The sequence below is a fragment of the Flavobacterium sp. 38 genome (assembly GCF_057799715.1).
On record NZ_JBYNWZ010000008.1, the window covers coordinates 212031 to 223489 of the forward strand.

At 42.6% G+C, this 11459-nt stretch carries 13 protein-coding genes; 8 read left to right on the forward strand and 5 right to left on the reverse strand.

Annotation, left to right across the window (positions count from 1 at the left end):
• Positions 1-14: 14 nt before the first annotated feature.
• From AC3E9W_RS18515 to AC3E9W_RS18525, 3 genes are read left to right on the forward strand one after another with little or no spacing between them, the layout of a single operon-like run.
• Positions 15-938, forward strand: a complete 924-nt coding sequence (locus AC3E9W_RS18515) for a PorP/SprF family type IX secretion system membrane protein (RefSeq protein WP_488769529.1) — start codon at positions 15-17, stop codon at positions 936-938.
• A gap of 11 nt (positions 939-949) precedes the next feature.
• Positions 950-2878 carry an OmpA family protein gene (locus tag AC3E9W_RS18520; RefSeq protein WP_488769530.1) on the forward strand — a complete coding sequence of 643 codons (1929 nt, stop codon included), beginning with the start codon at positions 950-952 and terminating at the stop codon, positions 2876-2878.
• Between the two features lie 33 nt (positions 2879-2911).
• Positions 2912-3688, forward strand: a complete 777-nt coding sequence (locus tag AC3E9W_RS18525; protein ID WP_488769531.1) for a bestrophin-like domain — start codon at positions 2912-2914, stop codon at positions 3686-3688.
• A 246-nt stretch (positions 3689-3934) separates the two neighbouring features.
• Here the strand turns inward: AC3E9W_RS18525 and AC3E9W_RS18530 are convergent, their stop codons facing one another.
• The 3 genes from AC3E9W_RS18530 to AC3E9W_RS18540 form a co-directional block, all read right to left on the reverse strand.
• Positions 3935-4081, reverse strand: a complete 147-nt coding sequence (locus tag AC3E9W_RS18530; protein ID WP_488769532.1) for a hypothetical protein — start codon at positions 4079-4081, stop codon at positions 3935-3937.
• 499 nt (positions 4082-4580) lie between these two features.
• The gene (locus tag AC3E9W_RS18535; RefSeq protein WP_125721035.1) at positions 4581-4772 is read right to left on the reverse strand and encodes a cold-shock protein; all 192 of its coding nucleotides are present in this window, start codon (positions 4770-4772) and stop codon (positions 4581-4583) included.
• A gap of 444 nt (positions 4773-5216) precedes the next feature.
• The gene (locus AC3E9W_RS18540) at positions 5217-5387 is read right to left on the reverse strand and encodes a DUF1214 domain-containing protein (protein WP_488769538.1); all 171 of its coding nucleotides are present in this window, start codon (positions 5385-5387) and stop codon (positions 5217-5219) included.
• Positions 5388-6086: 699 nt separating this feature from the next.
• On the opposite strand from AC3E9W_RS18540, the gene AC3E9W_RS18545 reads away from it, so the two are divergent.
• The 5 genes from AC3E9W_RS18545 to AC3E9W_RS18565 all read left to right on the forward strand — a co-directional run bounded on the left by AC3E9W_RS18545 (position 6087) and on the right by AC3E9W_RS18565 (position 10308).
• Positions 6087-6494: a hypothetical protein gene (locus tag AC3E9W_RS18545; RefSeq protein ID WP_488769533.1), complete on the forward strand. Its 408-nt coding sequence runs from the start codon at positions 6087-6089 to the stop codon at positions 6492-6494.
• Between the two features lie 60 nt (positions 6495-6554).
• Complete coding sequence (locus AC3E9W_RS18550) at positions 6555-6785, forward strand: hypothetical protein (protein ID WP_125721039.1); 231 nt, start codon at positions 6555-6557, stop codon at positions 6783-6785.
• 223 nt (positions 6786-7008) lie between these two features.
• Complete coding sequence (locus tag AC3E9W_RS18555; RefSeq protein ID WP_488769534.1) at positions 7009-8421, forward strand: hypothetical protein; 1413 nt, start codon at positions 7009-7011, stop codon at positions 8419-8421.
• 54 nt (positions 8422-8475) lie between these two features.
• Positions 8476-9465 carry a hypothetical protein gene (locus AC3E9W_RS18560; protein ID WP_488769535.1) on the forward strand — a complete coding sequence of 330 codons (990 nt, stop codon included), beginning with the start codon at positions 8476-8478 and terminating at the stop codon, positions 9463-9465.
• Positions 9466-9996: 531 nt separating this feature from the next.
• Positions 9997-10308, forward strand: a complete 312-nt coding sequence (locus tag AC3E9W_RS18565; protein ID WP_306157147.1) for a DUF6965 family protein — start codon at positions 9997-9999, stop codon at positions 10306-10308.
• A gap of 95 nt (positions 10309-10403) precedes the next feature.
• Here AC3E9W_RS18565 and AC3E9W_RS18570 read toward each other — a convergent pair whose 3' ends face one another.
• Positions 10404-10853, reverse strand: a complete 450-nt coding sequence (locus AC3E9W_RS18570; protein ID WP_488769536.1) for a response regulator — start codon at positions 10851-10853, stop codon at positions 10404-10406.
• A 275-nt stretch (positions 10854-11128) separates the two neighbouring features.
• On the reverse strand, positions 11129-11459 hold a 331-nt coding region (locus AC3E9W_RS18575; protein WP_488769537.1), incomplete at its 5' end, for a hypothetical protein.

Genomic DNA, 11459 nt, shown 5'->3' on the forward strand with positions numbered 1-11459 from the left:
AATTCAAATTGGCTATGATTAAAAATATAAAAAAGGTTTTCGCCATCATCACATTGCTTTCGGTTTCTGGAGCAATGGCACAGCAAGATCCGCAGTACACGCAGTATATGTATAATACCATGACCGTAAACTCAGCCTATGCAGGTTCATTAGGCCATTTAACCGTTACCGGACTTATAAGAACGCAGTGGGTCGGAATTGAAGGCGCGCCAGACACGCAGAGCTTTTCATTAGACACTCCGGTTGCCAAAAATCTGGGGTTAGGAATTTCGATCGTCAATGAAGAAATTGGCCCTTCAGAAGAACAATATCTCGATGCCAACTTCTCTTATACCATTCAATCGGGAGAAACGCACAAACTTTCTTTTGGTATCAAAGGAGGCGGACGCGTCATAAATATCGATTGGACAAAAGGAAGTTACCGAGATCCAGATGCCGAGTTTAGAGAAAATATTACCAATAAATTTCTTCCTGTTGTTGGAGCTGGATTGTACTGGCACGGCGAAAGAGATTATATCGGACTTTCGGTTCCCAACTTCATGACCAGAGAACGCTATACCTATGATGATATCAGTGATGATCTTGTTAACCAAAGAATACATGTTTATCTGATTGGAGGAATTGTTTTTGATCTTTCGGCGCATACCAAATTCAAACCGGCGGTTTTATTTAAATATGTTTCCGGAGCGCCAATAATTGCCGATTTCTCAGCCAATTTCATGTTTAATAATGCTTTTACGCTTGGTGCTTCTTATCGAACTTCAGATTCGGTAAGTGCTTTGGCAGGAATACAGATTTCGCCCATGTTTATGGTTGGATATTCTTATGATTACACCACGACACAGCTGAATAACTACAACAGCGGAACCCACGAAATCGTGCTTCGTTTTGAATTGGTTAACCGCAAAAAAGGACTAAAATCACCAAGATTCTTTTAATACGACCGTCTATGAAAAGAAGAATTACTATACTCGTACTGCTCATCATTCAGATGGCATTTTCGCAGACCAAAAATAAGGCCGCCGATGCGTTGTTTGACAAAATGTACTATGTCGAAGCGGCAAAATCGTATGAAATGTCTATAAACAGCGGCGACAACTCCAAAGAAATACTGCAGCGTATTGGAGATGCGCACTATTTTAATACGCAAATGCGAAGAGCCAGCAATTGGTACGGAAAATTGATTGCTGAATATCCGAATGAAGTGGCTCCGGAATATCTATTTCGTTACGCCCAGTCATTGCAGGGAATTCAAAATTACGAATTGGCTAAAAAATGGATGAAAGCTTTTGCAGCTAAACAAAAAACTACCGATGTTCGAGCGCAGAATTATTCGCTTAAAAATGTGACAATTGAAGATATTGAGAACATTAAACCTTCATTTGTATTAGAAAATCTTGAAATCAATTCGGCATATTCTGATTTTGGCCCCATGTTTTACAAAGGAGATTTGGTCTATTCCACCACAATCGATTCTTCGTATGTAAAAACAAGCAAATACGGCTGGAACGATCAGCCTTATCTCAACATGCAATTGGGAAAAATTAGCGAAACGCAGTCTAATGTTACTTTTAAAGAAAAATTCGGAAAAGACATTACGACACAGTACCACGAGGCCTGCGTGGCATTTTCGCCTGACGAAAAAACAATTTATTTTACCAGAAACAATTATAACGGCAAATTAAAACGCGATAGCAAAGGAATTAATAACCTCAAAATTTTCTCTGCTACAGCGGTAGAAAACAGTAATGGAACCGTTTCGTGGAAAGACGTGAAAGAACTTCCTTTCAACAGCGACAATTATTCAGTTGGGCAGCCTACAGTAAGCAAAGACGGCAAAAAACTATATTTTGTATCTGATATGCCGGGAACTATTGGTTCTACCGATATTTTTGTAGTGGACATTCTAGGCAATAATCAATTTTCTAATCCTAGAAATTTGGGCGAAAAAGTCAATACAACCGGACGTGAAATGTTTCCGTACATTACCGATCAAGCCTTGTATTTTGCTTCTGACGGATTTTTAGGCCTGGGCGGACTCGATGTTTTTGAAAGCCGTATAGCAGATGGCAATTTTGATTCTCCTTCCAATCTTGGAGCGCCTTTAAACAGCAATCTCGACGATTTTGCTTTTATTGTAAACGAAGAAACCAATCGCGGTTTTGTCTGTTCGAATAGGAAAACAGGAAAAGGCGACGATGATATTTATTCGTTTGAGCGCTTTTGCAGCCAGTCGATCAATGGCTATGTTTTTGATGCCATTTCCAACAGTAAAATTGCAGGCGCTATAGTGATTCTTAAAAACCAAAATGGCGAAAAAATAGCAGAAACAGTTTCGCAGATTGACGGAAAATATCAATTCGGCAGCACTTTAAATTGCAATTCGACTTATACAGTTGAAGTTTCAAAAGACAATTTCAACAGCAATAATAAGTCCGTTATAATGCCAAATTACTCTGGGATAACAGAAGTTCCGATTGGTTTAGATCCCGCCTTGATTGTTCGTGAAAACGGACTTTTAAAAATAAAAATCGGAATTATTTTCTTTGATTTAGACAAATCCGATATCCGTTATGATGCTGCAATAGAATTAAATAAAGCAGTTCTCTTAATGCATCAGTATAACTCTGTGGTCATTAAAATAGAATCACATACCGATTCCCGAGCAGACGACCAATACAACTTAGAACTCTCTGGCCGAAGAGCCAAAGCAACGAGAGATTATCTAATTTCTCAAGGCGTAGCACCAGAACGAATTGAAAGCGCCATTGGTTACGGCGAAACCCAATTAATCAATAACTGCTCCAACGGAGTTCCCTGCACCGAAGCACAGCATCAAATCAATCGCCGAAGCGAATTCATCATCACCAAAATGTAAAAAAACTCTCTGCAGACTTTAACATAATATGATATGGAAAATGATACACTACTAGATACCGACGCTTGGGTTATTACCCTGCTTTTATTTGCATCAATGCTTTTGGCCAGTTTTCTGGGAAAAATTACAGGAAATTATTTTCGGCAAAAAGCCGGCGAAGGCAGATCCGGCGAAGCTTCTTCTCTTACCGCCCTGCTTTTTTTTCTGCTGGCCTTTACCTATGGGATGAGCAGCAGCCGTTATGATTCCAGAAGACAAATTGTGGTTGAAGAAGCCAATGATATTGGCACCGCAATATTGCGCAGTGACTTATATCCAGATACCATTAGAGCAGCTTTCCGTCGTGATTTCCAAGATTATGTCGAGACCCGAATAGACTATTACCAAGCAAGTGCCAATGTAAATGCAGTCTTAAAGTCTGATAGCCTCTCCCAAGTTATTGCCACAAAATTATGGAAACGTGCAGCGGGGCTTTCACAGCATCCTGCACATCTCGCTGCGACCCAGCAGATGATACCCGCCCTAAATGCAATGATTGATGTTGCTACTACTAGGCTTTCAGGTGAGAAAGCAAAAGTCCCTCAAAGTATTTTAATAATGCTTTTTTCTCTGGCAGCCATAACATCCTTCTACAGCGTTTACAACGAAGCCCGTAAAGGCGGAGTGGACTGGCTCATACAAATAGGATTCTGTCTTCTGGTATCCTTGGTGGTATTCTTTACACTGGATCTGGACAGACCGCGCCGAGGATTTGTTAATCTTAATGTGCCGAATCAAACGATAATTGATTTACGGCAGAACTTTAAATAAACTCAAGGATTGGCTGTCTAGCATATTGCCCGTTTTGGTCTTATAATTGAGATTTTCACCTCGGGAAGAACTCCCCGGGCTGTAAAACAAAAAAGAGCCCGAAAATTACAGGCTCTTTCAAGAATTAATAATCAACTAAGGCCTTGGAGTGCCTACACTGTCTTTGCTTCTTGAAGTGGAAGCTGACTTTTTGGTTGTTGTGGTTTTTGTGGTGCTATTTTTCTCAGCACTAGTTTTGGAAGGGGTCTATGCGCCATTAGATCCTTTAGTGCTTTTTTTATACACTACAGTATCGGTCTGGGTCTTAGTGGCGGTCAATTTCTTAGGTGTATCCTGTGAGGAGGCTGTTCCAAAAGCAAACATTGCTGCCAACGATAAAATTACATTTTTCATGATCTCCATGTTTTTAATTAATAACTTAAACGTTTTATTAAATATAAAACTTATCTTACAAGCATCCTGAAATATCTTCCCATGAATTTACAAAAAACAGACCCATAATTACATGTTTCCATAGAGATATGTTTATTAGAAAAATCATTATACTAATTTAATTATTACAAATAAAAGTGATTTCAGGAAAGATCTTTTAAGGCTCGAGCATTGTCCTTGGGAGCATCAAATATTGCAGGCTGATAAAATATAATACAGCGGTATAATAATTACATTGCCGAGGGGCTGCTGCGGCACTGCCAATAGCTGACAATTTTATTGATCACGTTCTGGTATGTTGTAAAGCTGCTTTCTTTTTTCTAGCGGTCCGCATGGTTATTATATAAAAAAGGCGACTTTAATTTTAAGCCTTTTATCACTGAAAACAATCTTAGCGATATCCATAAAATAATAAAGCACCTGATTAAAGGTGCTTTACAAGTTAACTGTGATAGTATGGCTATGCTACGACTACGTCTACTGCGTTTGGACCTTTGCGGCCTTCCTGGATATCATATCGAACTGCGTCGTCCTGGCGGATGTTTTCTGACAGGCCTGAAGCGTGAACAAAAATTTCAGCTCCTCCATTATTAGGGGTTATGAATCCGAATCCTTTTTCTTCATTGAAAAATTTTACTGTACCTTCTTGCATTTTAATGTATTTAATTGCTCAAAGATACCATTATAAAAATAGAAACCTACTAATATTCAGGATTTTATTCCTTATAAATTAAAATTTGCTCTGTTGTATAATTAAAATGCACGACCTGAAAAATACTTTTCAGCCCTCCAATGAATTTGCATCATTTTTTCCTCCTGCTGCTTACATTGCAAACTAGGAAAACATACAATCAAAACTGTGAATATCTGTTTTGCTTCCATAATATTTAAGGAGTATGATTTACCTACAAATGAGATCAATAATGAATTTACTTTTTAGTATTTATGCTTTTATATAAAAAAACTTAGAAATAGCTGTCGGTCCATCCTATTTTTTAACAAGCTGAGACAGTTTATAAGTTCCGTTAAGCGCTTCTTCTTTTGGCTGGTACATTGTCAACATTACATAAAATGCCCCATTTCGAGCCGGCAGCAGTTATCTGTGTTTTTCGGCATCGCATTTCTGTATAATAATTTCAAAGGAGCCGTCATTATTTCTTTTTAACCCATTTGAATCTCCTCCTAGCTTGTAGCGATTTAAGTCATTCTCCGCCAGTAATTTATTAAATGAAGCTTTATTGGAATACTTATTAATAGTGTCGGTAATTAGTAATTGAGTTTATATTTCTAAAACAAAAAAATAGACAAAAGACTGGAAGAAGAATATGCAATTAATACAAATGGCAGCCGTTACAACTTTTAGCCCCGATAGCAGCGGGAATCCTTTTGCGCCGGTTTTCGGCGCAAAAGATTACTTCGTAAGTTCGCTATCGCTCGTGTGGAACGGATAGCGGGAACAGCTCCAAAAAAAAAAATAAAAAAAATAAAACTAAACCAATACTTATACCCTCTTCCTCATACCCTATTCATCATACCTCATACCTCATACCTCATACCTCATACCTCATACCTCATACCTCATACCCCATCCCCATACCCCATTCTCTTACCCTATCGCCCAAACATCACCACCCATACCCTGCCAGCACATATTCTATCACCTGCATCCTGCCGCCCATACACAGCCGCCCCTGTCCGGCTGTCCCGTCCGCCTTGCCCATCTGATTGCCATTTTATAAATGAAAACCATTTTTCTGTAAGAAAAACTGCCCCCGCCTCCCTTACATTTGACATAAGGCAGAACATAAAGGGAAAGCAGAAAACCAAAATCCAAAACCCAGAGGCAGAACGCAGGGCGCAGAGCTGAAAGCCCGGAGCGCAGGCCCGCACCTGAAAGCCGATACAGCCGCTTTACGGGCAGGCCGCTAAAAAAAAACACCAGCAGTCAACCTTAAAAAACAATAAAATGAAAAATCAAGACACACCGCAGAATACGCCGCAGGACAAAGGCAATCCCCAGAACCAGGCCGCAGGCCCCAATAGCAGTAACCCAAACACCAACCCTTACGACTCGGAGAACCTGGACCAGGAATCAGACAGCCCCTCCAAGGACATAACCGAAAAGGACATAGAAAAAGACCTTATGGAGAACGACCCATCTGAGGGGTTTGAAACAGATATTGATACCCAGAAGAGAGATGGGGAACAAAATGATTCCTTTGAAACGATCGATCCCGATGATGGCAATCCCGTAAACAGGGAATTCGAGATCGGCCAGCACGGCAGTGAAGAGCTTCAGCAGGATGAACTTGCAAGGGACGAGTCAGAAGGCGGCCCTGCCCGCTTCCACAAGCCCTCGGAGCGGAAATTCTAACAGGCCCCTAACACACAGCAGGGCTTTTACAAAAATTACAAACCATTAAATTAAAACATTATGACACCACAGCAGAACCACGATACGCACTATCAGGATGACAATGCCTATCACATCGGGGAAGAACAACACCATTGGGAAGAAATGGAGCACTCAGAAGAGGCCGCTAGCCTTCATCTGAGCGAGGAGCGGTCTGCCGACCGCCAGCCCACCGAACTTGACCATGACGACGCCGACAGAAGGACCCTTGACGAGTCCCAGGCGGACGAGGACAAGGACGATGAGCATTAAGATTTCATCTTAACGATACAAAAAAGAAAAGCCTGCGCGATGAGAGCATTCCGCAGGCTTTTTTTATAATTTGCACTCCTGCTCCTAAAGCGGACCTGGGGGCTGAAAGAATCTGACAATGAAGCTTCACAAATCAAAACATAAATATATTTGCATATAATTTCCAAATAATGACGAATTTATGTTAATTTGCAGCGATTATGCCAGTGATTAAACAAACAAAATGAAAAAATCAAATCCAGCCCGCATAAAGATCGGTTTTGACCTCCCGCTTAATGCCTGCCTGCGGCACTGCATTGCTTTGGGCATAACCCTGATGGGTTTTTCATCCCACGCGCAGAGCATCGCCATCCCCATAGAGCAGACCAATCCAAACTTCACCCTCACGGCTGTCCGCAGCGGATTGGGAAGCGGATATGAAAGCTATCTGTTTTATGTCCAGAACAATACCGCACGGGAATATGAAATTGTTGTCCAGATCGATCTTGAGCTGGCCTGTGAAGGGACAAAATCATTCAAGCTTGGCGTAAACAGCATAGTGCATCTGCGGGCCAATGAAAAATTCACCCCTTCCAAGGATTATGTGCATAATTATTTCGGAAACAAAGACTGCGCAATTGCGGAAGGCAAATCATATACCCTTTTTAAGAGCCTGCGCTATTCCATCAGCAGCGTGGTGGACATAAGCAGGGAAAATGAAGATGCAGCGGCCAGAAAGAACGCACAGCAGCAGCAGAAAATGGAAGCGGAAAGAAAAAACCAGCAGATCCGCAAAGAGCAGCAAGACCAGCAAAGATCCGCCCAGCAGGAGAGGCAGGAAAAACTGCAGAACCCAGCAGCCCTTCAAGGGCAGGCCCAGCCCAATATCCAGCGCCAGCCTGTACAAAGCAGCCCTGCAGAGCAGCAGGCCCAGTACCGGCAGAAACTGGCTGCGGATCGGGCATACAATGCACAGCGTGAAGAGACTATAAATAAAGGCGTCAGCGATATGACAAACCTGATATCGGGATATATACAGCAGAACCGCGCCGACAAAGAAAGAAAAGAAGCCTTGGAAGAGCAGCGCGCTCTGGAAGAGCAGCAGCGCCAATATGAGCTGAGTTTGAAAATAAGCGGCCGAAAAAACGCCTTCCAGGCACTCCCCGGGAAAGATATTCCGCTGGCATCTCAGGAAAAAGCCCCAACCATTTATTATTTCATCTATTCCCATAACGGTTTGGAAAGCGAGTATGGCGCAAGCGCCTACGTTTCGAATGTTTTTGAAGTGGGAAGATACAATGACGGCACCCGGGCCTACACGGCCACAGTTAAAAATGAAATTGCCGGCCTTACCCCTTACCCTGAAACACTGCATGGCTATTATTACACCCTGGATCAGGCCGAACAAAAAAGATCGGAGCTGATCGGCAGCCTGCAGAATTACGGCGTTATGATAAACTATATTACTTATAAAGGAAAGCCCGGCGCTGCAGGGGCGGCTCAAACAATAGAAAACCAGGGGCCAAACTATGGCAGTTTAATTGAAAAACCGGCAAAAGCCGATTTGCGCCCCGCAGATGCGGCCGCGCCAAAAACCCAAGCTGCAAAATCCACACAAAAGAAGCCTGAAAAAAATTACGGCACAATTATCGAATAAGCGCTCTGCAGATGATAACAGCCAGAGTACACCAAACCCAAAAATGAACAATTTATGAAGCTGATACTTTACTTTTTCCTGCTTGCTGCTGCGCCAGCTTCTGCCCAGGCCATTGCTGAACTGAAATTTGAAGAGGCTGAGACCGCTTATAACCAGGGCAGATACGAACTCACAATCCAAAAAGTTAACGAATTTGAAAAAGCCGTCGGCGGGGTGAGCGATAAGTCGCTTTATCTAAGGGTAGTGTCCCAGGACAAACTGCTTGACCCTTCTACTTTTTACGATGACCAGAAACAATTTGACCTATACCTTTCCCTATCGGCTGATGCAGAGAAATATATCAAAGCAATGGAGAGCAAAGGGCTGGACGATAAATTCAAGGAGGTATACGCCATCAGCGAAAAATTAAAAAGCCTGAATCTGCCAAAAAGCAGAGCGGCATACCTGAAGGAAAGCACGCGCATAGCAAAAGAAAAACAGGAGATATCGGATAAATGCTCAAAAGGCTTTGATGCACTTTCAATCGACAGCCTGCCTTTTGACATCACCCTTGATGAATTCCTGGCCCAATACCCAAATGCCCTGGGAGAAAAGAAATACAAACTCACTAAAGGAACCAGGTTTGACCTGTATCAGCCTAAAAGCTCTTATGACTTTTACAGCACAGATCTGAAATTTGATTTTCTTCCCGTTAATATACTATACGGCACAGTAAAGACAGGGGATATATCAATACTTGTGAAAGACAATAAAATAATCGGCTACCAGAAGCAGATTTTATGGGATTCAGGAAAGGTTTTTAAAGAACAGGAATTTTCCAGCAGCTACAATGAATTATATTCTAAATACTCACAGCTCTATAATTGCGCCCCAATGAAGCAGAGCGAGGAAATTCTGCCTGAAGGGCTGAGACAGGTTTCCTATTGGAAGCTAAACGGCAAAACCCTGCTGATCAATAAATCCCACAGCAGGCAGGCAAAATATTACTATCATTCCTTGATTTGCCGTGTAACCAAAAGTGATCAGGCTGTTGAAGGTTTTTAAACAGTGACATGAAGATCTCCCCTGTGTTTGAATGCACTGTAAGGCTGTGGAAAATTTTGCTGCAAAAAGCCCATCTAATGTGTATTATTAAACTGGAAAAGCCTGCGCCAAGGGCGATGATCATTTCTTTATAATGCAATGCCGGCTTAATATAGCCAATCAGAATCCAGATTACTATTTCCAAAGGACTTTAAACAAGCGGATCTGACGCTTTTTTTTCACAATACAATCCGGCATCCTAGCCCCGATAGAAGCGGAAATCCTTCCGCGCCGGGGTTCGGCGCAGAAGATTTGAGCGGATAGCGGGATTAGCTCCAAAAAAATTATATGCACTCGGCGGCTCGCGCATACCCAACTGCATTACGCTAAAAACGTTCCAACAGGTCATTATTCAAGCCCTGCAGAATCCACTCCATCTGCAAGAAAAAAACAAAAGCTTTCTTTCTCCTATCAAAACAATACTGGCACTAAATATAACAGAAACACTTCACCAACCTTGACACGCGCGCGCTTATTGCCTACTTTTGCCCCATGAATTACGAAGAGATCAAACGCCATTTCGAGAACCATCCCCCGCCGAAAGAAGTGCAGCTGACCCCCTGGGCCAATATCACCGATACCCAGGTGTTCCTTAAGAGCTGCTACTCCACCATTAGAAATTTCAGCGGCCCCGTGGAGAGATGCCCTGCCTTCTGGCACCTGCGGGATTTTTACATCCTGATGAAAAAAAGCCAGCAGAATCCTGCGCCAGCAATTCCCGAAGAGGAAACCGCAGCTCAAGAGAATACAACTCAGATGACAGCATCAGAACATAACCCGGAGAAGTCCGAGGCCGACGCCTGACCTGTCCATAACACCGCATCACCTTACCTTACAATCATAAAAATACAGTCCGCATCTGAGCTGCGGTGCTGTCTTCTATAAGGATCCCAGCCTTTTCAGGTAAGAATGAACCCTTTCTTATCTCTTGCAAATGCGCTCCAGTCGATCATAAAAACAGCCCACAGCAGCTTTTTAAGCTCCTGAAACGTGGCGGGCTTCACGGCATAGAGATCAGCCCCCAGCGCGTAGGAAAGCTCAATGTTTTCAGGATTCCTGCTAGTGGAGAGCATAATTACCTTAAGGCAGCCAAAAGGCCCCTCTGCGCCTTTTATCTCCCTTAGGCATTCAAACCCGTTTTTTCCGGGCATGTTGATATCTAAAAACAGCAGCTCGGGCATCTGCGCCCCGCTCCCCGAAAGGCACTGCAGAAGCTGCCCTCCGTCGGCGGCCTGTCCAACGGTAATATTCAGATCAAGCTCATCCACTGCATCGAGAAAGAGCAGCCTGTCATCCTCGTCGTCATCGGCATGGAAAATAAACTTATGGAAATTCTGGGGCTCAGACATCGTTTTCAAGTTTAGGGCAGTTCAATTAAGGGCAAATGAATCTTGCAAAAGTTATACTAAAAAAATAATACAATCCTCTGTAATAGATAAACGATAGAAATATGTCCGCATGCGGCTGGTGAAATGCAAATATAGGGCTAATTTTTCAGAAAACCGCTGCAAATGATGCAAATCTGCAAAGCCTGCCGCAATCCAGCGTGCGGCGTCTTCGAAGGCACAGTCTAACCTGCGGGCCTGGTGCGGCGAAAATTATATTTCCCTGCCATAGTCTGCTTCTATTGCCGCAAAACTTTCTTCCAATATTTTAGCCCCGATAGAAGCGAAAATCCTCTTATGGCGGGGTTGGCCATAAAAGATTGAAGCGTATAGCGGGAAAAGCTCCAAAAAATAATTCCAGCCCTAAAAAATAATCTCAAGGACAATCGGCAGTGATGACCATTCCAAATTAGATTCCATCGGCAAAGACTGCATCGTCTCTCCCAAACAACAACAACAACAACAACAACAACAACAACAACAACAACAACAACAACAACAACAACAACAACAACAACAACAACAACAACAACAACAACAACAACAACAACAACAACAACAACAACAACA

Bases quoted from the DNA above. Each gene is read 5' to 3' on its own strand.
- AC3E9W_RS18535 (WP_125721035.1), bottom strand. From the start codon at position 4,772: ATGCAAGAAGGTACAGTAAAATTTTTCAATGAAGAAAAAGGATTCGGA.
- AC3E9W_RS18525 (WP_488769531.1), top strand. From the start codon at position 2,912: ATGGAAAATGATACACTACTAGATACCGACGCTTGGGTTATTACCCTG.
- AC3E9W_RS18515 (WP_488769529.1), top strand. From the start codon at position 15: ATGATTAAAAATATAAAAAAGGTTTTCGCCATCATCACATTGCTTTCG.
- AC3E9W_RS18560 (WP_488769535.1), top strand. From the start codon at position 8,476: ATGAAGCTGATACTTTACTTTTTCCTGCTTGCTGCTGCGCCAGCTTCT.
- AC3E9W_RS18550 (WP_125721039.1), top strand. From the start codon at position 6,555: ATGACACCACAGCAGAACCACGATACGCACTATCAGGATGACAATGCC.
- AC3E9W_RS18520 (WP_488769530.1), top strand. From the start codon at position 950: ATGAAAAGAAGAATTACTATACTCGTACTGCTCATCATTCAGATGGCA.
- AC3E9W_RS18545 (WP_488769533.1), top strand. From the start codon at position 6,087: ATGAAAAATCAAGACACACCGCAGAATACGCCGCAGGACAAAGGCAAT.
- AC3E9W_RS18555 (WP_488769534.1), top strand. From the start codon at position 7,009: ATGAAAAAATCAAATCCAGCCCGCATAAAGATCGGTTTTGACCTCCCG.
- AC3E9W_RS18570 (WP_488769536.1), bottom strand. From the start codon at position 10,853: ATGTCTGAGCCCCAGAATTTCCATAAGTTTATTTTCCATGCCGATGAC.
- AC3E9W_RS18530 (WP_488769532.1), bottom strand. From the start codon at position 4,081: ATGAAAAATGTAATTTTATCGTTGGCAGCAATGTTTGCTTTTGGAACA.
- AC3E9W_RS18565 (WP_306157147.1), top strand. From the start codon at position 9,997: ATGAATTACGAAGAGATCAAACGCCATTTCGAGAACCATCCCCCGCCG.